At 62.7% G+C, this 24965-nt stretch carries 22 protein-coding genes, 3 tRNA genes and 1 riboswitch; of the genes, 5 read left to right on the forward strand and 20 right to left on the reverse strand.

The window, feature by feature from the left end; genetic code table 11:
• Positions 1 to 186: 186 nt before the first annotated feature.
• Positions 187 to 1434: an acetate/propionate family kinase gene (locus DOM36_RS01705; protein ID WP_075569164.1), complete on the forward strand. Its 1248-nt coding sequence runs from the start codon at positions 187 to 189 to the stop codon at positions 1432 to 1434.
• A 144-nt stretch (positions 1435 to 1578) separates the two neighbouring features.
• Positions 1579 to 4014: a phosphoketolase family protein gene (locus DOM36_RS01710; protein ID WP_110640853.1), complete on the forward strand. Its 2436-nt coding sequence runs from the start codon at positions 1579 to 1581 to the stop codon at positions 4012 to 4014.
• Between the two features lie 83 nt (positions 4015 to 4097).
• Here the strand turns inward: DOM36_RS01710 and DOM36_RS01715 are convergent, their stop codons facing one another.
• The 12 genes from DOM36_RS01715 to DOM36_RS01770 form a co-directional block, all read right to left on the reverse strand.
• Positions 4098 to 4847 carry a cytochrome c oxidase assembly protein gene (locus DOM36_RS01715; RefSeq protein ID WP_157958527.1) on the reverse strand — a complete coding sequence of 250 codons (750 nt, stop codon included), beginning with the start codon at positions 4845 to 4847 and terminating at the stop codon, positions 4098 to 4100.
• Positions 4844 to 5308, reverse strand: coding sequence for a DUF2243 domain-containing protein (locus DOM36_RS01720; RefSeq protein WP_110640857.1), 465 nt, complete (start codon positions 5306 to 5308; stop codon positions 4844 to 4846). Before DOM36_RS01720 ends, DOM36_RS01715 begins: the two co-directional genes overlap by 4 nt.
• A gap of 318 nt (positions 5309 to 5626) precedes the next feature.
• Positions 5627 to 6937: an arsenic transporter gene (locus DOM36_RS01725; protein ID WP_110640859.1), complete on the reverse strand. Its 1311-nt coding sequence runs from the start codon at positions 6935 to 6937 to the stop codon at positions 5627 to 5629.
• Positions 6938 to 7162: 225 nt separating this feature from the next.
• The gene (gene arsH / locus DOM36_RS01730) at positions 7163 to 7915 is read right to left on the reverse strand and encodes an arsenical resistance protein ArsH (protein WP_110640861.1); all 753 of its coding nucleotides are present in this window, start codon (positions 7913 to 7915) and stop codon (positions 7163 to 7165) included.
• The gene (gene arsC / locus DOM36_RS01735; protein ID WP_110640863.1) at positions 7908 to 8324 is read right to left on the reverse strand and encodes an arsenate reductase (glutaredoxin); all 417 of its coding nucleotides are present in this window, start codon (positions 8322 to 8324) and stop codon (positions 7908 to 7910) included. The genes arsH and arsC overlap by 8 nt, the downstream gene beginning before the upstream one ends.
• Positions 8325 to 8331: 7 nt before the next feature.
• Positions 8332 to 8709, reverse strand: a complete 378-nt coding sequence (locus DOM36_RS01740; RefSeq protein ID WP_110640865.1) for a helix-turn-helix transcriptional regulator — start codon at positions 8707 to 8709, stop codon at positions 8332 to 8334.
• 95 nt (positions 8710 to 8804) lie between these two features.
• The gene (locus DOM36_RS01745; RefSeq protein WP_075569157.1) at positions 8805 to 9140 is read right to left on the reverse strand and encodes a DUF190 domain-containing protein; all 336 of its coding nucleotides are present in this window, start codon (positions 9138 to 9140) and stop codon (positions 8805 to 8807) included.
• On the reverse strand, positions 9137 to 9538 hold the full coding sequence (gene crcB, locus DOM36_RS01750) for a fluoride efflux transporter CrcB (RefSeq protein ID WP_075569156.1): 402 nt from the start codon (positions 9536 to 9538) through the stop codon (positions 9137 to 9139). Before crcB ends, DOM36_RS01745 begins: the two co-directional genes overlap by 4 nt.
• A 97-nt stretch (positions 9539 to 9635) precedes the next feature.
• Positions 9636 to 9720: riboswitch (Fluoride riboswitch) on the reverse strand.
• An 83-nt stretch (positions 9721 to 9803) separates the two neighbouring features.
• Complete coding sequence (locus DOM36_RS01755; RefSeq protein WP_110640867.1) at positions 9804 to 10718, reverse strand: MBL fold metallo-hydrolase; 915 nt, start codon at positions 10716 to 10718, stop codon at positions 9804 to 9806.
• Positions 10719 to 10930: 212 nt separating this feature from the next.
• The gene (locus DOM36_RS01760; protein WP_110640869.1) at positions 10931 to 12886 is read right to left on the reverse strand and encodes a tripartite tricarboxylate transporter permease; all 1956 of its coding nucleotides are present in this window, start codon (positions 12884 to 12886) and stop codon (positions 10931 to 10933) included.
• Positions 12887 to 12923: 37 nt separating this feature from the next.
• The gene (locus tag DOM36_RS01765) at positions 12924 to 14033 is read right to left on the reverse strand and encodes a tricarboxylate transporter (protein WP_232823695.1); all 1110 of its coding nucleotides are present in this window, start codon (positions 14031 to 14033) and stop codon (positions 12924 to 12926) included.
• Between the two features lie 47 nt (positions 14034 to 14080).
• The gene (locus DOM36_RS01770; protein ID WP_110640871.1) at positions 14081 to 15160 is read right to left on the reverse strand and encodes a 4-oxalomesaconate tautomerase; all 1080 of its coding nucleotides are present in this window, start codon (positions 15158 to 15160) and stop codon (positions 14081 to 14083) included.
• A 252-nt stretch (positions 15161 to 15412) separates the two neighbouring features.
• Between DOM36_RS01770 and DOM36_RS01775 the strand changes: the two genes are divergently transcribed.
• Positions 15413 to 16339 (forward strand): LysR family transcriptional regulator, encoded by a 927-nt coding sequence (locus DOM36_RS01775; RefSeq protein WP_075569152.1) that lies wholly within the window; start codon positions 15413 to 15415, stop codon positions 16337 to 16339.
• 197 nt (positions 16340 to 16536) lie between these two features.
• On the opposite strand, the gene egtB is transcribed toward DOM36_RS01775, so the two are convergent.
• The 8 genes from egtB to DOM36_RS01815 all read right to left on the reverse strand — a co-directional run bounded on the left by egtB (position 16537) and on the right by DOM36_RS01815 (position 23444).
• Positions 16537 to 17838, reverse strand: coding sequence for an ergothioneine biosynthesis protein EgtB (egtB, locus tag DOM36_RS01780; protein ID WP_198651162.1), 1302 nt, complete (start codon positions 17836 to 17838; stop codon positions 16537 to 16539).
• A 542-nt stretch (positions 17839 to 18380) separates the two neighbouring features.
• Positions 18381 to 18992 carry a LysE family translocator gene (locus tag DOM36_RS01785; RefSeq protein ID WP_075569150.1) on the reverse strand — a complete coding sequence of 204 codons (612 nt, stop codon included), beginning with the start codon at positions 18990 to 18992 and terminating at the stop codon, positions 18381 to 18383.
• A 157-nt stretch (positions 18993 to 19149) separates the two neighbouring features.
• Positions 19150 to 19225: transfer RNA gene (locus tag DOM36_RS01790), tRNA-Thr, on the reverse strand.
• A gap of 20 nt (positions 19226 to 19245) precedes the next feature.
• Positions 19246 to 19320: transfer RNA gene (locus tag DOM36_RS01795), tRNA-Gln, on the reverse strand.
• A gap of 7 nt (positions 19321 to 19327) precedes the next feature.
• Positions 19328 to 19403: transfer RNA gene (locus DOM36_RS01800), tRNA-Phe, on the reverse strand.
• Between the two features lie 91 nt (positions 19404 to 19494).
• Complete coding sequence (locus DOM36_RS01805; RefSeq protein WP_110640875.1) at positions 19495 to 19767, reverse strand: oxidative damage protection protein; 273 nt, start codon at positions 19765 to 19767, stop codon at positions 19495 to 19497.
• 12 nt (positions 19768 to 19779) lie between these two features.
• Complete coding sequence (mutY, locus tag DOM36_RS01810) at positions 19780 to 20865, reverse strand: A/G-specific adenine glycosylase (RefSeq protein WP_110640877.1); 1086 nt, start codon at positions 20863 to 20865, stop codon at positions 19780 to 19782.
• Positions 20866 to 21002: 137 nt separating this feature from the next.
• Positions 21003 to 23444 (reverse strand): AsmA family protein, encoded by a 2442-nt coding sequence (locus tag DOM36_RS01815; RefSeq protein WP_110640879.1) that lies wholly within the window; start codon positions 23442 to 23444, stop codon positions 21003 to 21005.
• A 204-nt stretch (positions 23445 to 23648) separates the two neighbouring features.
• On the opposite strand from DOM36_RS01815, the gene hisB reads away from it, so the two are divergent.
• A complete protein-coding gene (gene hisB / locus DOM36_RS01820; RefSeq protein WP_075569146.1) occupies positions 23649 to 24242 on the forward strand; it encodes an imidazoleglycerol-phosphate dehydratase HisB in 594 nt (197 codons plus the stop codon).
• Between the two features lie 40 nt (positions 24243 to 24282).
• Complete coding sequence (hisH, locus tag DOM36_RS01825; protein WP_075569145.1) at positions 24283 to 24924, forward strand: imidazole glycerol phosphate synthase subunit HisH; 642 nt, start codon at positions 24283 to 24285, stop codon at positions 24922 to 24924.
• The last annotated feature ends 41 nt before the right edge of the window (positions 24925 to 24965 follow it).

The raw sequence follows: 24965 nt of genomic DNA on the forward strand, positions 1-24965 counted from the left end.
GGTCTCGAGATTTCGAGACCCGTTCGTCATTTGAAGGGTTGGTCAAGATGAACCACGCTTTGAACAACCGCGACCGACGCTACGCTCTGTCTGACAAAGGCCTGCGCTCGCCGATTTTTCAGACAGAGCTTAAGGCATCGGCTGATTTCCAGTTGCTGATTATCAGCAAGGAATAAGGGCGAGCTCATGGCAGCGCCGCATCCTCATATCATTGCGCTCAATGCCGGTTCCTCCAGCATCAAGCTCTCGCTCTATCGCCTCGGCGACATGGCGCCACCTGAATTCGTCGCCAAGGCGAAGGTCGAGAAAATCGGTGACTCGCCGCATCTCTCCGGCGAGCTCGCCGATGGAACCGGATTCCTCGATGAGACACCGGGAAATCATGAACTTGCGGACCACGACAGCGCCTTCGCCCGGCTCCATGAGGCCCTCGAGCAACAATTCGGCGAACTGGCCCTGGCAGCCGTCGGCCATCGCATCGTTCACGGTGGCGATCGTTTTGCCGAGCCGGTCGTCATCGACGAGGCGACCCGCGAAGGTATCGCGGCCCTGACCCCGATGGCCCCCTTGCATCAACCGCATCATCTGGAAGGCATCGACGCCGTCAGCCGGTTCGCGCCCGACACGCTGCAGGTCGCCTGTTTCGATACCAGCTTTCATCTCGAGATGCCGATCGTGGCCCAGTTGACCGGCCTTCCCTACGCCTTCTTCGCGCAGGGCATCCGCCGCTTCGGCTTTCATGGGCTATCCTACGAATACATCGCCGGGCGACTGCACGAGGTCGATGAACGGTTGGCCGAGGGTCGGACCATCGTCGCCCATCTGGGCAACGGCGCCAGCCTCTGCGCACTAAAAGCCGGCAGCAGCATCGATACCACGATGAGCTTCACCGCGCTGGACGGGCTGCCGATGGGCACTCGCTCGGGCGCCCTCGATCCGGGGCTGATGCTCTATCTCGAACATGAGCTCGGTTATTCGAGCGAGCAGCTGCAGTCGCTCCTCTATCACGATTCGGGACTGCTCGGTCTTTCCGGCCTCGACAGCGACATGCAGACGCTGCTGGAGAGCGACTCCCCCCGCGCGCAGCTGGCGGTGGACTTCTTCGTCTATCGCGTCGCCCAGGAGATGGGGCGCATGGCTGTCAGCCTGGGCGGCGTCGACGGCATTGTCTTCACCGCCGGTATCGGCGAGCACGCCGCGCCAGTCCGTCAAGCGATCATCGAGCGCCTGGCACCGCTGTGGTCGGTGGCGCTGGAGGACGCCGCGAACCGCTCCGCGGAGCCGGGGTGCATCTCGACCCGGGACAGTGCGGTCGCCGTTCACGTCATCCCCACCGACGAGGAGGTCATGATCGCCCGTCACACCTGGCAGCTTTCTCGGTCGAACGCCGGTGACGGCGCCCATGTCCCGGACTCTGCCTCTGACCAGAACTGAAGCTCGAACGCGGACCCGGGGGCGGTGAGCGTACCGCGCCGTTCAGGGCACTCAAGACACTCGTGGCGTCGAAACAGGAGACGCCACCAGCCTCGGCTTGTTACGAAAGCCATTCACGCCACCCCTTTCCCAGGAGTCTGCTCCATGCCTCCCACCGTGAGCCAATCCACGACCCTGCCCCGCCTGCCGGTCGACAAGGACGAGGAGCTTCTGAAGCGAATCGACCACTGGTGGCGGGCAGCCAACTACCTCGCCGTCGGCCAGATCTATCTCACCGATAACGCGCTGCTCGAGACGCCGCTGACGCTCGAACATATCAAGCCGCGCCTGCTCGGACACTGGGGCACGGTCCCCGGGCTCAATCTGATCTACGCCCACCTCAACGCCCAGATCCAGCGCCGCGATATCGACGTAATCTATCTGGCCGGTCCCGGACACGGCGGTCCGGCACTGCTCGCCAATCTGTGGCTGGAGAACAGTTACAGCGAGCACTTCAGCCACGTAACGCGCGACGCCCAAGGGATGCAGCGCCTGTTCCGCCAGTTCTCGACGCCCGGCGGCGTGCCCAGCCATGTCAGCGTGCCGACGCCGGGCTCGATCCACGAAGGCGGCGAGCTGGGTTACGTGTTGACTCACGCCTTCGGTGCCGTGTTCGACAACCCCGATCTGATCGCGGCCGCGGTCGTGGGAGATGGCGAAGCGGAAACCGGCCCGCTGGAAGGGTCGTGGAAAGGCGTCAACTATCTCAATCCGACCCGGGACGGCGCGGTTCTGCCGATCCTGCACCTCAACGGCTACAAGATCGGCTCGGCAACGGTGCTGGCGCGCAAGAGCGATCATGAGCTGGATCACTATTTCAGCGGCCACGGCTATGCCCCGGTGTTCGTTGCTGGCGACCACCCGGATGCCGTTCACCGCGACTTCGCGGCGGCGCTCTCCAGGGTGCTCGATCAGATTCGCGAGATTCAGCGGCGGGCGCGCCACGAAGGCATCGAAACTCGTCCGGTGTGGCCGATGATCGTGCTGCGCACGCCCAAGGGCTGGACCGGGCCGAAGTTCGTCGACGGTGTGGCCGTGGAAGGCACGTTTCGTGCGCATCAGGTGCCAATGAGCGGCCTGAGGGCGCATCCCGAGCGTCTGCAACAGCTCGAAAGCTGGATGCAGTCCTATCAGCCAGAGGAACTCTTCGACGGGCAGGGTGCGCCGCGGGAATCCATCCTCGCCCTCTGCCCCGTCGGTGAACGGCGCATGGGGTCCAACCCGCATGCCAACGGCGGCAAGCTGCGCCAGCCGCTCCAATATCGGCCACTCGAGACCTACGCCGTCGAGTTCGACGAGGCGCAGCGGGGTCGCGAGCTTCACGGCTCCACCGAACGCCTTGGCCAGTTCATGCGTGATATCTACGTCGACAATCCGCACAACTTCCGGCTGTTCTGCCCCGACGAGGTCAACTCCAATCGACTCGGTGCAGTGCTGGAAGTCACCGATCGCTGCTTCATGGGGCCATTCGACGACAACGACGAGAAGCTGTCCATGGATGGCCGCATGCTCGAGGTGCTGAGCGAGCATAACTGCAACGGCTGGCTCGAGGGCTACGTGCTGACCGGCCGTCACGGTCTGTTCGCCAGCTACGAAGCCTTCGTCTCGATCATCGATTCCATGGCGATCCAGCATGCCAAGTGGCTGGAGCATGCCCGCGAGGTCTCCTGGCGCGCCTCGATACCCTCGATGAACTACCTGCTCACCTCGACCTGCTGGCGCAACGATCACAACGGCTTCAGCCACCAGGGGCCGGGCTTCATCGACACCTTGCTGAGCAAACAGCCGCAGGTGGTACGGATCTACCTGCCGCCGGATGCCAATACGCTCCTGGCGACCGCCCGGCACTGCTTCGGCAGCGTCGATCACCTCAACGCGATCGTGATCGACAAGCACCCTCAACTGCAGTATTTGACGATGGACGAGGCTCGCGAACACTGTCGCGTGGGTCTCGGCATCTGGGAGTGGGCCAGCAATAGCGGCGAAGCGGAGCCGGATATCGTGATGGCATGTGCCGGCGATACCGCCACCCAGGAAACCCTGGCGGCGGTGGATATCCTGCGCTCCTATCTGCCGGCGCTGAAAGTCCGCGTGGTCAATGTGGTCGATATCATGACGCTACGCCTGGACCATCCGCACGGGATCAGCCAGGAACATTTCGTCGAGCTGTTCACGGCCGAGCGCCCGGTGGTCTTCGCCTTCCACGGCTTCCGTGGCGTGGTCCATCAACTGATTCACAATCGCCCCGATACCGAACGTTTCCACGTCCGCGGCTACCAGGAAGAGGGAACCACCACCACGCCGTTCGACATGACGGTACTCAATCACATGAGCCGCATGCATCTGGCGCTGGATGCCCTGCGCTATCTGCCGGAGCAGTGGGAGAACGCCGCCGAACTCATCGAGGATCTGCAGGCGTTACTGCAGAAACATCACCGCTATATTCGTGAGCATCTCGACGATATCCCGGAGATTACCCAGTGGGTCTGGTCGGGCGGCAAGATCGAACTTCCTCTGGACCAGAGCGACCGGGAGCGATGAAGAGCCATCGCGCGTGTTAGTTAAAAAGCCTTCGAGCGTGTCAGAAAGCCATCGAGCGTGTTAGTTAAAAACCATCGCGCGTGTCAGGAAGCCATCGATGCCGGTGTTTCCCGATAGCGGGATCGCATCCACTGGCGCGCCAACAGATAGACCAGCAACGCTTCCGGCAGCTCTCCGGCGTAGAACATCAGTTCCGCGCCCTGCCGGACCTGATCGATCGGCACCGATGCGGGAAAGTGGAAACGATACATCCACTTGGACAACATCGCATGCACGGCCATCGATGCCACCAGCACGCCGAAGCGCCATTCCAGGGCGGGGCGTTTCGGCGCCGGGTCCGGCCCGGCGATGGCCCAGCTGAAAAGACAGCCGGCGATAATGAAATGCCAGTGCAACCACAGCGCGAATCCGGGCGAGTGAAGCATCGTCGCGTAGAGATCGGTCAGGTACAGCACCATCATGCCGCCGATATTGAGCAACGCCGCCGTGACCGGGTGGCTCAGCACGCGGATGGGAGGCAGGGAGACAAACCCGACCCAGCGCCTGCCCCAATGCACGGGCACGTTCTTCAGCGCCAGACTCACCGGTGCCGCCATCACCAGCCCCAGCGGCGCGATCATCCCCGCGACGAGATGCACCACCATATGGCCGCGAAAATCCCTGTGCGCCCAATGCATCGATGGTGGCGACATCACCGCAATGATCGCCAATGCACTCAGCCAGAAGACCACCAGACGCCACAGCGGCCACTCTCGACTACCCCGCTTCAATCGCCACCAACCCCAGCCGTAAGCGATGGCCAGCGTGGCGAAAACCAGCGTGAATCCGTTCACCGCTGGCTCGACGCCGCGCCCCGCCGGGCCCGGCGCAGCAGCCAGTAACCGATGGCCAGCAGCAGCAGGCCGGCCGCGTTCCAGCCGAGGTCGTAGATCAACAGATTGTCGACGTATCGAACCTGGTGCAGCCCCAGAATCTTGTGGTCGACGATGCCGTCGAACAGCTGAAAGCCGCCCATTCCCAGCAGAAAGCCCGCGCCTCGAAAGCCGCCCGCGTGCTGCCCGGTTTCATGAAGACGCAGCATCAGCGCGCCACCGACGACCAGCATCACCAGTTCCAGCGTGTGCAGCACCCCATCCGAGGCCAGCGCCAATGCCGAGTTGTCGGTCTCGACGAAATGGTGCCAGGCCAGTAGCTGGTGAAAGACGATCTCGTCGAGCGCTGCCATCACGCCAATACCCAGCAGAATCGCCGCCAGCAGCGTCGCGCCGATGCGTTGCCTTACTATCTCGTTCATCTCGATTCCCCTCGCGTCGCTTCGCGTCTCTCGGGGCGAGCAACCCGAGGTCAGCGAACGAACCCAACGACATCGCACAAAAAACCCCGACCGCTGGGGGCCGGGGTTAGATCGTAGCGGTTCCTTGCTAACTCGCCATGGCATCCTGCCATGCATCCCTGTGAACATCGCGTCCTGCGATTTCCATCCTTGGCATAACGCCTTCCTGACGCTGCACGTTCACCGTACGCCTTAACGTCATCGATGAAGTTCATGTGGGTTAAGCGAGCGCGACGAATATGTTTCTTTATGTAAAGCCAGGTCGGGAAACGATATTCTTCAACCTGCAGGTAACATTGGCAGCCACACCGCCAGCGCGACGAGCGTCGCCAGCAGCACCGGCGGCGTGATCAAAAGTCCGATCTTCATGTACTGCCCCCAGCCAATCCTGTAGCCCTTGCCGGCCAGTACGTGCAGCCACAGCAGCGTTGCGAGGCTGCCGATGGGGGTGAATTTCGGCCCCAGATCGTTGCCGATCACGTTGGCGTATACCATCAGCTCCTGAGTCACCGCCGGCACCTGGGCCCGGTCGATGGCCAGCGCGCCGACCAGCGTCGAGGGCAGGTTGTTCATCACCGAGGCAACGATGGCGGAAAGAAATCCGGTGCCGATGGTGGCAACGAAGTCGCCCTGCCCTGCCAGCCACTGCAGTGCCCGGGCGCCGTAGTCGGTCAGGCCGGCGTTACCCAGCCCGTAGACCACCAGGTACATGCCGATGGAGAACAGCACGATCTGCCACGGCGCGCCCTTGAGCGCCGCGGTGACCGACACGGCGGCGCCCTTGCCGCCCCGCCACCAGCGACCGGCGATCGCCATCAGCAGGATCGCCGCGGCCCCGGTCACGAAAGCGATGGGAATGCCCAGCGGCGCGGTGACGAAATAGGCGACGAGCAGCACCGTCAGCAGCGGAAAAGCGGCGCGGAAGACCAGCGGGTCGACAATCGCCGAGCGCGGCGCATCGAGCTCCGCCACCGAATAGCGTCTGGGAATCCGACGGCCGAAGGCGATCCACAGCACGGCCAGCGTCGCCACCAGCGAGACCAGGTTGACCGGCACCATGACCGCCGCATAGCGATCGAAGCCGATATTGAAATAGTTGGCGCTGACAATATTGACCAGGTTGGAGATGATCAACGGCAGGCTGGTGGTGTCGGCAACGAATCCGGTGGCGATGATGAAGGCCAGCGCCGCCGGCGGAGAGAAGTCCAGCCGCAGCAGGATCGCGATCACGATCGGCGTCAGCAGCAGCGCCGCGCCGTCGTTGGCGAAGAACGCCGCGATCACCGCCCCCAGCACCACGATCAGCGGAAACAGCAGATGCCCGCGACCGTTGCCCCAGCGAGCGACGTGCAGTGCCGCCCAGGCGAAGAACCCCGCCTCGTCGAGAATCAGCGAGATGACGATCAAGGCCACGAAGGTGAACGTCGCATCCCACACGATATCCCACACCACGCCGACGTCGGACAACTGCACCACGCCCGCCAGCAGTGCCACCAGCGCCCCGCCGAGCGCGCTCCAGCCGATCCCCAGGCCCTTGGGCTGCCAGATCACCAGGACCAGGGTGACGACGAAAATAGCCAGTGCCAGCATCGAATGCCCCTGCGTTCAGTGAGTACTCTTTAGTGCGTACGTTTAGCGAGTACGTTGAGTGAGTACGTTTAGCCAGTACGTTCTAGGGTTTGTACGAAAAGTCGGCGAGCGAAGGCAAGACAAGGCAAAAATCGGCGAAAGCGCGGAGTTTACAGGGTGTAAATGAGCATCTTGAGCCGGTTTTTAACGCCGTATTGCCGAGTGCAGGCAGTTTTCGTACAGAGCCTAGTGAGTGCCTTGATTGACGCGACGCGAGAGTGCTTCCGCACTCTCGACCCGCTCGGAATAGCGATCGGTAAGATAGGCCGAACGTCCTCGCGTCAGCCAGGTGAACTTCACCAGTTCCTCGCAGACATCGACGATGCGCATGTAGAGCGGCGACGGCTTCATGCGTCCGGCGTCGTCGAACTCGGTGAATGCCCTGGGTACGGAGGACTGGTTGGGGATGGTGATCATCCGCATCCAGCGCCCCAGAATCCGCAACTGATTGACCGCGTTGAAGCTCTGGCTGCCGCCGGAGACTTCCATCACCGCCAGCGTCTTGCCCTGGGTAGGGCGAACGCCGCCCAGCGACAGCGGGATCCAGTCGATCTGCGCCTTCATGACCCCGGTCATGGCGCCGTGACGCTCCGGGCTGACCCATAGCATGCCGTCGGACCATTCGGCCAGGTCGCGCAGCTCCTGCACCTTGGGGTGTTCCGCCTCGGCGTCGTCCGGCAGCGGCAGGCCCGAAGGGTTGAAGGTGCGCACCTCGCAGCCGTACCAGCGCAGCAGTCGGCCCGCTTCCTCGGAGACGAGCCGCGAGAAGGAGCGCTCCCGCAGGGAGCCGTAGAGCACCAGGATCTTCGGCGGATGACGCGGCGCGTCGGTTCCCACCAGCGCATCGATATCGATCGGCTGCAGTTTCTCCGGATCGATATTGGGCAGATCGTCGGCATCGGCCGAATCGCTCATCGCACTCAGGTCTTTATCACTCATGCCCGGCCTCATCGGCCCGCACGACCTCGCCGTCTTCCTTGGTGAACGTCGCCACCGGGTTGGCCAGCAGCGCCAGCACGCGCTCCGAAGGCCGGCACAGCCGGGCCCCCTTGTCGGTGACCACGATCGGCCGGTTGATCAGGATCGGATGCGCCATCATCGCGTCGATCAACCGGTCATCGCTCAGGGCCGGATCGTCCAGGCCGAGTTCCTCGAACGGCGTGCCCTTGCGGCGCAGCAGCGCTCGCGGCGTGATGCCCATCATCGAGATCAGCTCGACCAGGCGCTCACGGGTGGGCGGCGTGTTCAGGTATTCGATCACGTCCGGCATCTCGCCGGAGGCCTCGATCATCGCCAGCGTGTTGCGCGATGTGCCACAGGCGGGGTTGTGATAGATCAACGGTTTCATGACGCCCTCACGGTTTGTCTTCGAGGTTCCGTTCGCCGCCCTGCCCGTCTTCAGCGGCGCAGCCACCCAGCGCAGACAGGAACGGTTCACAGACCTCCGGATGCCCGGCGCAGCAGTCACGCACCAGGAACTGGATCGTCTCTCTCATGTGGGAAAGATCGGCGCGATAGATGATCGACCGGCTCTGCCGCCGGGAGACGACCCACCCCGCCCGCGCCAGCACCGAGAGATGGGCCGACATGGTGTTGTGCGGCACGTCGAGCTGACGCGCCACCTCGCCGGCGGGCAGCCCCTCGGGCTCGTGGCGCACGAGCAGCCGGTAGGCCTCGAGCCGCGTCTCCTGGGACAGGGCGGCAAAGCTTTGGGTAACGGCATATATGTCCATATGTCCAGAATATAAGACATATCAAACCCTGGCAATGGCATTGGAGGGAGATCCAACGGAATTGGCTCCCTCAGGAGCCCCCGGTTGCACCGATCTCAGCCGCTATTGTCGTTCAACTGACCGAAGTGAACGGGCCGGCAGATACAGAAGACCGGCGCCCCCGTTGCCTCGACGGCCGTCACGAAGCGCTCCGCCGTCTCCTCGTCCATCGCGTACATCAGCTCGATGGGCTGGTCGGCCAGGTCGAAGAAATGAGCGGAATGGAGCTTGCCATCCGCCCCGGTCCCCTCGACGTCGCCGCGCTGGGTCATCCGGCCGATGCCCAGGCTCTTTGCCGTCTCGACGATCCAGTCGTAGACACGCTTGCCGTCGTGGCGGCGTGATTCGGGCACGATGAATATCACCTCGTAACCGCTCTTGAGCCGATTCATTGTTGCGATCCTCCCAGCAGGTTCTGGATGACGCCGTAGGTCAAAAAGCCCAGTCCGGTCATGACGAGCGAGCCCACCACATGAATGCCGATGCCCAGCAGCGCCATCCCGTAACGTTCCGCCTGAATGTTGCCGAACATCTCGGCGGAGAAGGTGGAAAAGGTGGTCAGCGCACCCAGGAAACCGGTGATCACGAACAGCCGGAGCTCCGGCGACAAAGAGGGCAATTGCGCGAAAAACGCGATGCCGATGCCTATCAGCCACGCCCCCAGCAGGTTCGCCACCAGGGTACCGGGGGGAATCGCCGGAAACAGGGCGTTGAGCCACACGCCCAACAGCCAGCGCAGGTTCGCGCCGATCGCGGCACCGGCCCCGATCGACAGTACGGACAACCACATACCAACGTCCTCGATAAATCCATTTCGTGAAATGATCCGCTCGAGGAGACGAGCCAGCCAGGAAAGACGGACACCTGCTGACACGCCTCGACCGAAGCGCCTCGCAGGCATCATTAACCGATAGACGGTGGTTCGAGCGATCGGGAAAGCCGCTCGGGAGGAATGCCATCTCCCACGGCAAGACCTTAGCACCGAACGCGCCGGCCGCGCCACTGGCCGTCCCGGTACGCCACGCTGCCCGATTGATGCGCAGAGTGGCGCCCTCTCACTCCCACGCCGCGCCTTCCAGGGCGTCGAGCGGAATCTTGAGATAACGCCTGCCGTTGCTCTCCGGCTCGGGCAGACGGCCGCCGAGGATATTGACCTGCAGCGCATGCAGGATCAGCTTCGGCATCGGCAGTTCGCGATCACGCTTGTGGCGCAGCGCGACAAACTCGGCCTCGCTGCTCTCATTCAGGCGATGCTTGTTGGTCTCGCGCTGCTCGCGCACGGTGCTTTCCCACTGTGGTTCGCGATCGCCCGGCATGTAGTCGTGACCGGTGAACAGGCGCGTATTATCGGGCAGCGCCAGGATCGCCTGGATCGAGTGCCATAGCTGGTGCGCGCTCCCGCCGGGAAAGTCGGCGCGGGCGGTGCCGAAATCGGGCTGGAACAGGGTGTCGTGAACGAAGGCCGCATCGCCGATCACGTAGGTGATCGAAGCCAGCGTATGGCCCGGGGAGTGCATCACGCGGCAATCGATCTCGCCCAGCCTGAAGGTGTCCCCCTCGCCGAACAGATGGTCCCACTGGCTGCCATCGTCCTGCAGCTTCGGCCAATTGTAGATGGCCTTCCATAGCGCCTGCACCTGCGTGACCGGCCGGCCAATGGCGGTGGGGGCGCCGGTCCTGTCATGCAGATAGCGCGCAGCGGAGAAGTGATCCGCGTGGGGATGAGTATCCAGAATCCAGTCGACCATGAGCCCTTCGCGCTCGATATATTCCAGCAGCGCGTCGGCCTGCAGCGTGGCGGTGGCGCCGGCCTTCTCGTCAAAATCGAGCACCGGGTCGATGATCACGCAGCGGCGAGTGGCAGGATCAGACACCACGTACTGGATGCTGAAGGTGCGGGGATCGAAAAAACCGGCGACATCGGGTCGATCTCTGTGCGCATCACCTCGGGAGAGAGCGAAGGTATTCATGACGGCTCCTTGGGAAAGCATCCCCCTAGAGTAACGCCTAAACAGTTATAACGTTATATCGATTTTAAACACCAAGGCCGGTTTGGCGCCTGCGGTCATACCTTCGGCGGCACAGTCGCTCTCGAGGCCAAAAAACGGCACCGGTGTCGTCGGTGCCGTCCGGGTTCCAGCATTCTTTTCCTGAGGCATGTGAGGTCCAGACGCGCGGGAAGCTAGAACAACGTCGCGTCCAGCCAACCCTTGGGATAGTGCAGGTTCAGTAGCGCCTGCATACCCAGCAGGAAGGCGCCGATACCGATGGCGATCAGCGCCGCCGTCGACCAGCGTGCCCTGGCGACGAACCGGATGAAGCCCAGTGTCATGAGGAACGCGGTGCTGATGAAACCGAGTAGCGAGGCGACGACAACCAGGGCCAGCAGTCCGCCGAGCCAGACCAGCGGCTGGCCGATGGGCTGGCTGACCCAGCTCGCCTGCCCCTTCCACGCCTGGGCACCGGCCAGCAACGCGCCGGTGCCCATGATCGCGATGGCCAGCATCGGGAAGATGCCGCCGATCATCGACATGCCGCTGACGTCGTACCAGGCACCAGCCGCCAGTGCGAGCAACCCCACGACCAGTACCAGATCGATCTTGCCGAAGGTCGGGACCGGTATATCGGCCGTCTGACGGTTGACATCGGCACCCACCGCCAGCGGCTGCTGCCGGCGCTGGAGCAACCGCTTGATTAGCGGGAAGGCAAACGCCAGCGCGATCAATGTCAGGATGATGATGACACCGGGGCGAAGAAACGCCGCCATGCCGTGGAACTGAACGCTCTGGTAGAAGTAGGTCTCGGCACCCGGTGCGAGGACGAAGCCGATCAGGAAAGCGGGACGAGACCAGCCGGCCTGCTTGAACAGCAGTCCGATCGCGCCGACGGCAATCAGCGTGTACCAGTCTCCCAGCGAACGGGTGGCCTGAAAGGCGGCGAACAGAATCAGCGTGGTGATCACCGGCGCCAGCAGCACGAAGGGGATGCGCGTGAGCTGGGCGACCGGACGCGCCAGCATCAGGCACAGCGCGGCACCGAGGATATTGGCCAGTGCCAGCGACCAGATGATGGTGTAAGTCAGATCCAGATGAGTGGTGATCATGCTCACCCCGGGCTCGAGTCCCAGCAGCAGCAGCCCGCCCAGAAAAATCGCCGCCGTGCCCGACCCCGGCACGCCGAACAGCAGCGTCGGCACCATGGCCCCGCAGGCACAGGCATTGTTGGCCGATTCCGGCGCGATGACGCCGCGAATGTCGCCCTGGCCAAAATGCTTCTCGCCCTTGGCCGTCTTCGATGCGAACGCATAGGTGAGCCAGTCGACGACCGAGCCGGCAAGCCCGGGAATGGTGCCGATGAGGCTCCCCATGCCGGCGCACTTGGCGACCAGGCCGCGATTGTCGACGACGTCCCGAATGCCCTGGCGCCATCCGTGCCCCAGCGAGGTCTGCTCCCGGGCGATGCTGCCGCGCCGGATGAGCAGATCGACGATCTCCGGCAACGCGAAGATCGCCAGCCCCACGACGATCAGCGGGATGCCGTCGAACAGATACTCGACGCCCAGGTTAAGGCGAAACTCGCCGGTCGCCGGCGCCGTCCCGATCGCCCCGGCCAGCAACCCCAGACCGCAGGCGGCCATGCCCTTGAACAGGCTGTCGCCGGAGAGCACCGCGACCATGGCCAGCCCCAGCAGCGTCAGCACGAACAGCTCCGCCGACGAGAACGCCAGCACCAGCGGCCGCGCGACCAGGATGAACCCGGTCAGCACGATGGCGCCGATGACGCCGCCGCACAGCGATGACAGGAAGGCACTGGCCAGCGCCCGCGCCGCCTGCCCCTTCTTGGCCAGCGGAAAGCCATCCATCACGGTGGCCTGGGAGGCGCTCGAACCCGGAATTCCCATCAGCACCGAGGTGAACGTGTCTCCCGTGGGGATCACCGCGACCATGCCCATCAGCATGCCCAGCGCCAACCCCGGCTCCATGCCGTAGAGAAACGGCAGCAGCAGCGCCATGCCGGCGATACCCCCCAACCCGGGGATGATGCCGACCAGCAGACCGATCATCACCCCCAGGCCCATGTAGACCAGATGCGAGGCGCTGAATACCTCGCCCAGACTTGCGACCAAGGCTTCCATCATTGTGTTGTCTCCTCATACCGTCTCGACGACGATCCCGTTAACGCGTCACGACCCGCACGCCATAACGATCCTTGAGCCAGTCGACGACCCATTGCCGACGGGCATCGCTGAGTTCCATCGCGGACGCCAGCTGCCTGGCGGCGACCTCTCCCACGACCGGCTCGTATGGCCCGACCTGCCGACGCGCGGCGGCCAGAAAGTCCTCGTTCGTCGTAAGGGCCTTGGCACCGGCGCGATAGCCCGCCAACAGCTTGGCGTCGACCTGCTTGGGTACCAGCAGCAGCTTCTGCAGGGCGTAGCCGGAGGCGAAGAACTTGTGGAAGACCTCGTAGGCGACGTCGTCTCGGCTGGCGCCGGGCTGGGCCAGATAGAGTTCCGAGAACGTGGGCAGATCGGGGAAGGCGGGGTCACGCACGATCACGCCCTCTTCGTTCATCACGCCCAGCGAAAAGAGCGGCACGGCCTGTCCGGATTCGACCAGCGGCGTGACGCTGCTGAAGTAGGCCGAGGTGGTCTGGAAATCGACCCCGGCTTCCCCGCGCTCGAACGCCAGGCGCCCCTCGCCACGACTGCGCATGCCGAAGACCGGCTCGACCGCCAGGCCCAGCATGTCGAATGCCAGCATCACCGGCATCTCGAGCCCGGTCGGCGTCTGCATCGCGAACTTCGTCGGCTCCTCGCGCAGATTGGCGAGGATCTCGCCGGTCTCCTGGCCGAAACGCGGCTGGACGTAGACCACGCCACCGGTGGGCGCGGCAATGATCGGAGTCCACTTGGCGTAATCGAAGCGGACCCGCGGATCCTTGAGCATGGCCGGGAACTGGGTGGAGGCCGAAGTGACCAGCATCTCCTCGCCATTGGGCTGAGCGCGGGTATAGAAGAGATTGGTACCGGTGATCGAACCGCCCCCAGGTACGTTGTCGATGACGATGGCGGGATGCGAGGGCAGCGACTGCGCCATCCAGTGCGACATGAAGCGCGCCCAGACATCGGTGCCCCCGCCGACCCCGAACGGCACCGTCCAGGTCAGCGTGTCGGGCGTGGGCTGGGCATCGTCGGCTTCGGCGAATAGCGGTAACAGCGCCAGCGCACAGGCGATCCACCAGCGCCGGCAAGGCATTCGCGAGAGTTTCGGCTTGGCGTGCATATCCTCTCCTTCTCTTGGTGTTGTATTGAATGGTGTGTCCGACGTCCTCAGCCGGCGGCATCCAACTCCAGCGTTTCCGGGACGAATACCGAGCCGCTGAACAGCCGGCGAGCGGTACGCACCAGCGAGCAGCGCGGCCACTGCTGCCCCGCGGGCCAATGGCTGACGACGCCCAACCGGCCGCTCGGATGCTCGAGCTCCATCAGTCCGCTGTCGTCCGACACGCTGGCGAGACCGTCGGTGATCCCGCGACCGTCGACGCATGCCACGGCGAGACCCACGCCACCGGTGATGGCGAGCGCGCGATGACAACGATGCGGCATGAAATACCGAACCTGCATAACACCGCCCGCTTGCGGTGCACTGATCAGGACAGGTTTGGGAATCACCTTGTCGGCGACATCGCCCAGACCCATGGCGATCCCGGCCTGTCGCCGGATCGACTCCAGCCTCGCCATCAGCTCGCGATCCCCGTCGAGTTCGGCCGGCGACTCGTCACCCCGCTTGCCGAAGTCCGCCGCCCGCATCAGAACCATGGGCATGGCGGCGTCGATGCAGGTCACCTCGACGCCGTCGATGACGTCTCGTGGATGGCCGGTGGGATAGAGCTCGCCGGTCTTCGCTCCCACGGCGTTGCGAAACTCCAGCAACACCGGCGCGGCCGTGCCGGGGACACCATCGATATGCGTCTCGCCGACGTAAGTGACCCGTCCGTCCGGCGTCTGGATATCGGCGTCGATGACGCTCTGGGTGTTGACGTTGCGGATCGTGACCCGCGTGACGTTGCCCTGGGCCGCCACCAGTCCCTGTTCTATGGCGAAGGGGCCGACAGCGCTCAGCATGTTGCCGCAGTTGGGAGAGGTATCCACGCGTCGCTGTTCGACCATGACCTGGACGAACAGGTAATCCACGTCGATGCCGGGCTCCGACGAGGGCGACACGATGGCGACCTTGCTGGTCTGCGGATAACCGCCGCCGATGCCGTCCACCTCCAGCTCGTTGCCCGACCCCATCAGCGCCAGCAGCATCTCGTCGCGCCGGGCAGGATCCCGGGGCAGATCGCTACCCAGAAATACCGGGCCCTTCGATGTACCACCGCGCATCAGCACGCAGGGAATGGCTTGCATAGATCGTTCCTTCCACGTTTCGGCCGACCCGCGGCCACTGGTGGAGGGCAAACTCGCATGCTTGTATCGAGCGATCCAATGCAATTATCGTGACGATTAATGCATCAAACACATCAATAGGCTCAGGAGAGTCAAGCCATTGATAGTCATGAAAAAACGGAGTCAGGCGATGAGCTTTCCCGAGGCGCCGATCAAGGTGGCATTAGACCAATGAACTATAAGTTTTGAGCCATGAACCATGAGTTTTAAGCCATGAACTATGAGCTGCAGCAGATCCAGGCGTTCCTCAAGGTCGCGGAACTGGAGAGCTTCCAGGCGGCGGCGCAGTCGCTCAATCTCTCCCAGCCGGCCCTGAGCCGGCGCATCAAGAAGCTGGAATCCATTCTGGGAACGCCGCTATTGGCACGCACGACTCGCAGCGTGTCGCTCACCACCGTGGGGCGGGACTTCTTCCCCCAGGCCAAACGCCTGGTGGATGAGTTCGACCATGCGCTGTTCAACATTCGCGCCCTGGCCGAGAACCGGATCGGCCAGATCACGCTGGCCTGCATTCCCACCGCCGCGTTCTATTTCCTGCCGGCGGTCATCCGGGAGTACAACGCCCGCTATCCCAATATCCGCATTCGCCTTCTCGACCTGAGCGCGAACGACGGGCTCGGTGCCGTGCTCAGCGGCGAGGCGGAATTCGGCATCAACATGCTCAGCGGGCACCATCCCGATATCCTCTTCACGCCGTTGGTGGTGGAACCCTTCGTGCTGGTGTGCCGGCACGACCACCCGCTGGCGGCGCATGACAGCATCACCTGGAGCGAGCTCAGCACGCACAAACTGATCGGTGTCGGAAAGATGAGCGGCAATCGGATGCTGCTGGACCATGAACTCTCGTCGCTGACCCAGCGACCGACCTGGTTCTACGAAGTCCAGCACCTGTCGACCTCGCTCGGCATGGTCGAGGCCGGACTGGGCGTCGCGGCGGTCCCCAGGTTGTCGATGCCCGATCAGGAGCACCCGCTGCTGGTCCAGCGCCCCCTGGTCGAGCCGCTGGTGAAACGGACCCTGGGCATGGTGCGACGTCGGGACAGCGCGCTCTCCCCGGCCGCGGAACGCTTCGTCGAAACGCTGCTGAGACATTGGGACAAGAGTGGCGCCGAGGGCGGCGCCGGGCCAATCAACTTGTGATGATCCAGATATCGGCACGACCTGATGGGCTTGGAAGCGGTGACCGCCGCCAAGCGGTGATATGACGACGGCATCCATTGGGTGCGACAGGAAATCACGCAAAATCTCGAGGCACGGGTAGCCATCGGTCGGATCGTCCGACCAATAGGCGAACCTGCAGACTCACGCCGTCACCCGGTTCGGCGACACGCCCCCATTCACGCCTCCCGTGCCAGACGGAAACCGGAAAATGCCCAGCGAGCGCTCGGAGGAAAGAAGTTACGGTAGGTGGTGCGAATATGATCCTGCGGTGTGGCGCAGCAACCGCCACGCAGCACCATCTGGCCGGACATGAACTTGCCGTTGTATTCCCCCAGACTGCCCGCCAGCTTCTTGAATCCCGGGTACGGTCGATAGGCGCTGCCCGTCCATTCCCAAACGTCGCCGAACATCTGCCCCGATTCAGCCGACGCGCCAGCCACGGTTGGCTGCAAGTGATCCTGCTCAACGAAATTGCCCTGCCGGGGCGCCAGGCCTTCTGCAACCACTTCCCACTCGGCCTCCGTCGGCAGCCGGGCTCCGGCCCAATGCGCATAAGCGTCGGCTTCGAAATAGCTCACATGACACACCGGCGCCTCGAGATTCACGGGCATTAGGCCGCCCAGCGTAAAGTAATGCCAGATGCCTTCCCGCTCGAGCCAGTAGAGCGGACACGTCCAGCCCTCCTGCTTGACCCTTTGCCAACCTTCGGACAGCCAGTAATCCGGCTTTTCATAACCGCCTGCCCGCATGAATTCCAGAAACTCGCCATTGGTGATGGGCCGATCGGCGATCTCGAAAGCCTCGACGAACTGGCGATGCCGAGGCATCTCGTGATCGTAGGCAAACCCTTGGCCAGCCTCGTCATGGCCGATCTGGCGTACCCCGCCGGGATAGACACGCCACCCGAGCTCGCGGGATGCACATTCGGGGGCTGGCGCCAGGTCGTTGCGATAGATGGGGAACAACGGGTTCTGAGCGAGAATGTGCTTGATATCCATCAGCAACAGCTCCTGATGCTGTTGCTCATGGTGTAGGCCCAGCGTGAGTCGACGCTCGATTTCCTCGACATGTTCGGCCGGCGGCCCCGTGAGCAACTCGCTCATGGCCTCGTCGACATGCGCCCGGTAACGGTAAACGTCGTCCACGGTGGGACGAGAGATCAAACCGCGATTGGCCCGCGGGAACGGGGTGCCATAGGTTTCATAATAGGAATTGAACAGGAAGTCGTAGGCGGGATCGAGTGTTCGGTAATCTTTCAGGAACGGCGTCAGCAGGAACGCCTCGAAAAACCAGCTGACATGCGCCAGATGCCACTTCGGCGGGCTCACGTCATTCATGCTCTGGACGATGTAATCTTCTTTTTCCAGTGGTGCACAAAGCGACTCGGAGGCGTCACGAACCCGCTGGTACTCACGTAGCCAATCTTTCAAATGCGCGCTATCGGGCGTCTCGATAGCCATACCCGGTGTCGATGTCATAAGCCACTCCCCTGTGTATTGATTCAGCCAGCCGCTGTCATTCTCTCTGGCACTCGAGCGGTCACAACGATCAGTCATGGCGAATGCTCGTCATGCTCGGCAGCTCGTACAAGGTGTAGCCACTCCAGCCCCCGCGAGCAAGCTCGCGGGGGTCGCCAGGCTCTATGGCGTGGCAAGCAGGCGCTCAGATGCTTTGGCAACCTCTTTCAAACGACATTAAAAACAAAAAATCAATGACGTGAATTCAAACTACACAACTAGGGCGATGAAAAGTTACTGAGTTGGCGAGCTCGTTCGATAGTAACTGGCACCCTTTTTCGAACTGAGCTTTAAAGGAAGGAGTGATGACAAAAGAAGAGCGTTCGCCCTGCAAAGCATGAAGCGGCGTGGCATGGCCAATGTGAAAAGCAATCGATAAGACAATCCGGGAGCTAACGGACATCGTTCTTCGCGGAAGATGGAGGACTCGAGCACCTCGCTGGCCAACACAAGCGACGTGCCACTATGTCATCTGCGCTGTCGTCCATATACCATAACCGAGATCAGCGCTTACTGTACGCCAAGCGCGCTGCGAATAGCAGAAACACCAGACCAGTAGTTCTATTCATCCATTGAACCACTCGCTCATTACGAAGAAAGCGGTCAAGCGGCCGAGTTGCTCCGATAAGAGTCAGGGACCATGCCGAGCCAATAACCACGTGAATTGCAACGAGTCCAAACGTCCAGACGATTAACGAACTGCCTTGGGGAATAAACTGTGGAAGAAATGACGCATAGAAGACACCTACCTTTGGATTCAGCGCGTTACCCAAGACTCCTTTGAGGAACCAGTTTTCACGCTTAATCGGGTGCGCACCGGCGGGCCCTATGCCGCAGCGAGGCGAAAGCAGCATGTTCAAACCCAGCCAGCACAGGTAAGCAGCACCGCAATACTTCAGCACGCTGTAAGCGAATTCCGAGACGGCAATAATCGCGCCCAGACCAAAGGCAACCGCAGCCCCCCATAAAAAACAACCGACATTGATTCCCAGCGCGGCCTTCACGGCTTGCCCGGGACCTTCTATCGAAGCCGTTCTAAGCACCAACGCCGTATCGAGCCCTGGGGTCAAGGTGAGCAGCGTAGCGGCGAAGACAAAAGCAATTATATTTTCCATGGCCCACGCGATTCGAAACTGTAGATGGTCAAAGCCTAGCGGCAACAATCTCACGACCATTTGTAGCTTTAATCTACGCACACGTAAAACAAAAAAACCGCCAAATTGGCGGTCTCTTGCAAGGCTAAAAAAGCCTTGTAAAACAATCTCTAAGCTCTGGTGCCGACACCAGGAGTCGAACCCGGGACCTACTGATTACAAGTCAGTTGCTCTACCAACTGAGCTATGTCGGCGAGCATAGAGACGTCAGCGATGGCTGGGGTAGCAGGATTCGAACCTGCGCATGCCGATACCAAAAACCGGTGCCTTACCACTTGGCGATACCCCAGCATTGATGGTGGCCAGAGACGGAATCGAACCGCCGACACGGGGATTTTCAATCCCCTGCTCTACCGACTGAGCTATCTGGCCTTCGCCAACGGGGACGCATTTAACCAGCAAGCCGTTTTGGGGTCAAGCCTTTTTATTTCAAAAAGATGAGTTCCTTTCACGGCGCCCGAAATCACTGGCCGGGCGGTACGTACCCCTCGGCATGATCGGTTTCCTGGTTGTCGAAGAAGCGGTTCATCTGGGTCATCAAATATGCCCGCGATTCCGGGTCCAGCATGTTGAGATGCTTTTCGTTGATCAGCCGGGTCTGCAACGCCTGCCACTCCTCCCAGGCACGTTTGGAAACCGTCTGCTGGATCTCCTGGCCCTTGGGGCCGGGCAGCGGCGGAAATGCCAGAGCGTCGAGCTCTTGCTGATACTTGCGGCAAAATACGGTCTGCGCCATGAAAACCTCCTGTCATGCGTTGAGTGCGTGGGTCTGGGCGAGCGTCGCCAGCAGCGCTTTCACCGGCGCAGCCAGACCGACGCTGGCGGGCTCGGCGGGATCGACCCACTGCCGATTGGACTCGGCCACCGCCGGGATGACGTGCTGGCCCGGAAGCCTTGCCGGGCGGGGGGTGATCTCCAGCCGAAAATGGGTGAACGTGTGCGTGAACGGCCGCCAGGCGGATTCGAGATGCACGCCCCGGCAGTGGCGTTCCAGCCACTCATGCAGCTCGCTGTCTCCCTCGAACTGGGGAAAGCCCCATAGACCGCCCCACAGGCCGCTGGGCGGACGCTGCTCGAGCAGGACTCGGCCCGTGTCGTCCTGCAACAGTAACATCTGTGTCTGGCGCATCGGCAACTCGCGCCTGGGTTTGGAACCGGGGTAGCGGCGCTCATCGCCCTGGGCGTGTGCCACGCAGACATCCTCGAACGGACACAGCAGGCAGCTCGGCTTGCCGCGAGTGCAGATCATCGCGCCCAGATCCATCATCGCCTGGGTGTAGTCCGGCAGTCGCCGGTGAGGCGTATAGCGTTCCGCCAGCGTCCATAGTCTCGCCAGAACGTCGCCCTTGCCCGGCCAGCCGTCCACCGCATGCAGGCGGGCCAGCACGCGTTTGACGTTGCCATCGAGAATCGCGGCCCGCTGGCCGGTACTGATGCTGACGATAGCGCCGGCGGTCGAGCGGCCGATTCCCGGCAAGGCGGTCATCGCTGCGAGATCGTGGGTCGGGAACTCTCCGGCGTACTCGGCCACGACGACCTTGGCAGCCTTGTGCAGGTTGCGCGCGCGGGCGTAGTAGCCAAGCCCCGTCCAAAGATGCAGCACGTCATCCTGAGGCGCTTGGGCCAACGCCTGGACATCGGGAAAGCGCGCCATGAAGCGTTCGAAATAGGGAATGACAGTGGTGACCTGAGTCTGCTGGAGCATGATCTCCGACACCCAGATCCGGTACGGCGTCTTGTCGTACTGCCACGGCAAAGACTTGCGGCCGTGCGCATCGAACCAGTCGAACACGCGTTGGCGAAAGGCCTCGTCCGATAGGGCTATCTCTGCCAAACGGCACCTCTTCAGAATTGTGAAACCTACGGATTCAGGGGGGAAAACTCATGGATCGCGGCAGGGAGACCGACACCCTGTCAGCGAAGACGTTGCGCCGACAGGGTGTCGGCGCAACGGGTAACCCTGGATCGAACTTACTGGAACAGGTCCCGGATCTTGTTGCCGAGCTTGTCGGCCGCCCCGTCTCCCAGCTTGTCGTCGATCTTCTGGCGGGTCTCGTCGTCGAGCTGCTTGTTCAGCTCTTCGTCGACCCGCTCCCCGGCCTTGCGCCTGGCCTCGCTCTTGGCGAGATTCGCCAGCGAACTCTGGAACGCCTCGCGGTCGAAGCCGCACCACTGGCCCGGGGCGTCGTCCAGACTGCCCTGGCAGCGGATCGGGACGTCGACCTTGGCCAGCCGCGGGTTGACACCGCAGGCCGCCTCGTCGGCGGTATCGGTGAAGCGCGCCGCGGCACGGTAGTCGAGGCGATTGGTCACCAGATTGACGTCGCCCTCGCCGGTCACGTCGATGCCCGGGATGGCGATGTCGAGATCGTCGTTGTGTACCACGCCGTTGTTGATCGTCACGCTGGCCTGCAGGCGGTCGAAGGCGGTGTCCTCGCTCCACTCGCGGGTCGATTCACGGCCTTCCAGGGTCGCCACGGCCGTGCACAGCTGACGCGACACGTTGACGTCGAGCATCGCGCCATCGTCGATCCGCAGCGCCGCCTGACCGTCGAGATTCTGCTCGAGACCCTGGGCGGTATTGGTCTGCGAATCGAAATCGCCCTGCAGGTTTAGCTTGCCACGCAGCGGTGATGCCTTGCCGCTGAAGTCCTGATAGAACGGCGCGATATCGACACCGCTCATGCGCTCGGTGAAGGAGAGCTTGATCGGCGGCTGACGCAGGTCCAGGGCGCTGGAAGCCTGCAGCGAACCGTCGTAGAGGCTGGCGGCGAGAGAGTCGATACGCTGGCGTCCGCCGCTACCGCTGGTGGACAGCTCGACATCGCTCAGCTTGATTCCCTTGGCCTTGAGTGAGTCCAGCGTCAGATGCCCTTCCTGCTCGAGTCCGGCCAGCCAATCGACGGGGAGCAGCTCTGCGCCTTCCGCTGCAGCCAGGGCCGGCGCGACGCCAAGCGCCGACAGCCAGGCGGTCTGTTTACCTTCACCACCCTCGCTCGACTCGCCGTCGCCCGCCTTCGGCGCTCGCGGCGCCAGATAACGGTCCAGGTCCAACTGGTCGCCGGCCAGGTCGAAATTCAGTGCCTGACCGTCGAACGCGGCGCCCAGCGAACCGCGGAGCTGAGTGTTATCCAGCGTCATCTGCAGATCGTCGAAATCGATACGCTGGGTATCGCCGGAGAACGGCCCGCTCAGCGAGAGCGCGGTGAGCGCCTTGTCGTCGGCACTGTTCACCTCGACGCCGAAGCGCGTCAGCCAGTCCCGAACCGATAGCGGAGCCAGTTCCATTCGTCCGTGGTATCGAGGCGCGTCGTCCAGTTGCGTGACGTCCAGGTTGCCTTTCAGGTTCAGCCCATCGTCTCCGCTCAAGGCGAGATCGGAGAGCGTGGCGGTCTGGGCCTGCAGATCGGCCACGGCATTGGCCTGGAGATCCAGCGACAGCGGCGCTTCCTGCATGGCGGCGTGATAGAGCGAAGCGCCGAGCTGAATGCCGTCGGCGCGATACTGCTTCGCCTGCGTATCGGCGACCAGCGTCGCAACCTTCAGATTGAGCGTCTGGGCCTGCTCGGCCAGCGTCGGCATCTGAGCCTTGCCGTTGAGCGTCACGTTCTCGAAGGTGTAGCGCTCGGCGCCGAGATCCATGCGCATCTGGCTCTTGAGCTTCAGGTTGCCGTTTACGTCCGGTTGGCGTCCGTCGACGTCGAAGGAGAGCTGGACCGGAAACGACGCCTGGGGGCTGACGTTGCTGCTCTGCAGACTCAGATTGGCCAGTGTGATATCCAGCGACTTCTGCCGATCGACGTAGTTCACCTGACTATTGGAGACCTTGACGCTGGCGATATCGAACGCCACCGGCTGGTCATCGCCCTGCTTCAGACCAGGGCCCTTCTTCTCGGGCTGCGTCGGATTCTCTGGCGGTACCGGGTTCTCCGATGATGTCTCCGCGGGGGTTGCCGAGCCGCCAGCGTTCTGCGGCGACTGGCCGACGTTGTCGGTGGCGGCCAGCCGATCCAGCAGCACCTGCCAGTTGCCCTGGCCCTGGGCATCGCGGGCCAGGTTGAGGCGCATGCCATCCAGGATCAGACCGTCGACGGAGACATCTCCGGTCAGCAGCGGCGTGAACGCCACGCTGACTTCGGCGCTGTCGAAACCGACGAAGGGTGCATCTTCCTCGGGCTGCCCGGGGAGCCAGGCCTCGGCATCCTTGACGCTGACGCCGATGCGCGGATAGAAGGACCACGATAACGGGCCATCGAGGCGTAGCTCGAGGCCGCTTTGACTGCGAACCGCCTCGATCAGACGCGGCTTGAGATCGTTCGGGTCGAAAAACGTGGTGATGTAGACCACCGCCACCACGACAACGATCCCCAGCACCCCGACTGCCGCCAGCAACGCTCTGAACAGCCCCTTCATTCGAATCCTCCCTGTGCGCGGCCATCGACAGCCACCTGCGGACGGCAAACGGTGCATCGCCGGCATCTTGAAGCGACCATCGTGACCGAACCCGATGGCGATACGATGATAGCCGCTCGATAAACGCTGCCATTGTAGCGGATGCAGGGCCCGATTCACTATAATGGCCGATTCTCGCCAACCGTACCGGGAGATTCCCCACGCATGTCCGAGCGCATCGCCACGGTGTCACGCAACACCAACGAGACGCAGATCACGGTCACGGTGAACCTGGACGGCAGCGGCCGCCTGGATTGCCAGACCGGGGTCCCCTTCCTCGACCATATGCTGGACCAGGTGGCTCGCCACGGCATGCTCGATCTGACGATCGATGCCAAGGGCGATCTCGAGATCGACGAGCACCACACCGTCGAGGATCTCGGCATCACGCTCGGCCAGGCATTCGCCAAGGCGATCGGCGACAAGCGCGGCATCCGTCGTTACGGCCATGCCTATGTGCCGCTCGACGAAGCGCTGTCCCGCGTGGTGATCGATTTCTCCGGCCGTTCCGGCCTGTTCATGGATGTCGAATTCACCCGGGCGACGATCGGTCGACTGGATACCCAGCTGTTCTGGGAGTTCTTCCAGGGCTTCGTCAATCATGCCCAGGTCACGCTGCATATCGATAACCTCAAGGGCTTCAACGCGCACCATCAGGCGGAAACCATCTTCAAGGCGTTCGGTCGGGCGCTGCGCGCGGCGGTCGAACAAGACCCGCGCATGGCCGGCCAGATGCCGTCGACCAAAGGCAGCCTGTGATACCGTCCATCGATACCACCGAATCAGCGAGGGAACCGCAATGACGATCGCCGTGATCGATTACGGAATGGGCAATCTGCACTCCGTGGCCAAGGCGCTCGAGCACGTCACTCATGAAAACGTCATGGTGACCCGCGATCCGCGTTCGATTCGTGGCGCCTCCCGGCTGGTGCTGCCCGGTCAGGGCGCGATTCGCGACTGCATGGGCGAACTGCAACGCACCGAGCTCGAAGGCCTGGTCAAGGATCTGCTCGAGGAACAGGCCAAGCCGCTGCTGGGAATCTGTGTCGGTCAGCAGATGCTGTTCGATCGCAGCGAGGAGAACGGCGGTGTCGACTGCCTGAGCTTTCTCCCCGGCAAGGTACGTCGATTCGGGCACAAGCTGACCACGCCCGACGGCGAGCGGCTGAAGGTGCCGCACATGGGCTGGAATCGGGTGACACAGCATCACCAACATCCGCTCTGGAATGGTATCGAGGACGGTGCACGGTTCTACTTCGTGCACAGCTACTACGTCGAAGCCGAAAGGGATGGCGATATCTTCGGCACCACCGAATACGCCGGCATCGACGCCCATGTGGTCACCGGTCGCGGTACCGTCTTCGCCGTCCAGTTCCATCCGGAGAAGAGCGCCAGGGACGGCCTGCAATTGCTGGAAAATTTCGTCAACTGGGCGCCCTAGGCACCATCCGAAAAGTGGCTGCCGCGCCGGCTTTTCAGACG

The organism is Salinicola sp. CPA57, assembly GCF_003206035.1.
GTDB classification, from domain to species: domain Bacteria; phylum Pseudomonadota; class Gammaproteobacteria; order Pseudomonadales; family Halomonadaceae; genus Salinicola; species Salinicola socius.

Coding starts and splice junctions, on each gene's coding strand:
- DOM36_RS01705 (WP_075569164.1), top strand. CDS start 187: ATGGCAGCGCCGCATCCTCATATCATTGCGCTCAATGCCGGTTCCTCC.
- DOM36_RS01710 (WP_110640853.1), top strand. CDS start 1,579: ATGCCTCCCACCGTGAGCCAATCCACGACCCTGCCCCGCCTGCCGGTC.
- DOM36_RS01720 (WP_110640857.1), bottom strand. CDS start 5,308: ATGAACGAGATAGTAAGGCAACGCATCGGCGCGACGCTGCTGGCGGCG.
- DOM36_RS01725 (WP_110640859.1), bottom strand. CDS start 6,937: ATGCTGGCACTGGCTATTTTCGTCGTCACCCTGGTCCTGGTGATCTGG.
- arsH (WP_110640861.1), bottom strand. CDS start 7,915: ATGAGTGATAAAGACCTGAGTGCGATGAGCGATTCGGCCGATGCCGAC.
- arsC (WP_110640863.1), bottom strand. CDS start 8,324: ATGAAACCGTTGATCTATCACAACCCCGCCTGTGGCACATCGCGCAAC.
- DOM36_RS01740 (WP_110640865.1), bottom strand. CDS start 8,709: ATGGACATATATGCCGTTACCCAAAGCTTTGCCGCCCTGTCCCAGGAG.
- DOM36_RS01745 (WP_075569157.1), bottom strand. CDS start 9,140: ATGAATCGGCTCAAGAGCGGTTACGAGGTGATATTCATCGTGCCCGAA.
- crcB (WP_075569156.1), bottom strand. CDS start 9,538: ATGTGGTTGTCCGTACTGTCGATCGGGGCCGGTGCCGCGATCGGCGCG.
- DOM36_RS01755 (WP_110640867.1), bottom strand. CDS start 10,718: ATGAATACCTTCGCTCTCTCCCGAGGTGATGCGCACAGAGATCGACCC.
- DOM36_RS01760 (WP_110640869.1), bottom strand. CDS start 12,886: ATGATGGAAGCCTTGGTCGCAAGTCTGGGCGAGGTATTCAGCGCCTCG.
- DOM36_RS01765 (WP_232823695.1), bottom strand. CDS start 14,033: ATGCACGCCAAGCCGAAACTCTCGCGAATGCCTTGCCGGCGCTGGTGG.
- DOM36_RS01770 (WP_110640871.1), bottom strand. CDS start 15,160: ATGCAAGCCATTCCCTGCGTGCTGATGCGCGGTGGTACATCGAAGGGC.
- DOM36_RS01775 (WP_075569152.1), top strand. CDS start 15,413: ATGAACTATGAGCTGCAGCAGATCCAGGCGTTCCTCAAGGTCGCGGAA.
- egtB (WP_198651162.1), bottom strand. CDS start 17,838: ATGACATCGACACCGGGTATGGCTATCGAGACGCCCGATAGCGCGCAT.
- DOM36_RS01785 (WP_075569150.1), bottom strand. CDS start 18,992: ATGGAAAATATAATTGCTTTTGTCTTCGCCGCTACGCTGCTCACCTTG.
- DOM36_RS01805 (WP_110640875.1), bottom strand. CDS start 19,767: ATGGCGCAGACCGTATTTTGCCGCAAGTATCAGCAAGAGCTCGACGCT.
- DOM36_RS01815 (WP_110640879.1), bottom strand. CDS start 23,444: ATGAAGGGGCTGTTCAGAGCGTTGCTGGCGGCAGTCGGGGTGCTGGGG.
- hisB (WP_075569146.1), top strand. CDS start 23,649: ATGTCCGAGCGCATCGCCACGGTGTCACGCAACACCAACGAGACGCAG.
- hisH (WP_075569145.1), top strand. CDS start 24,283: ATGACGATCGCCGTGATCGATTACGGAATGGGCAATCTGCACTCCGTG.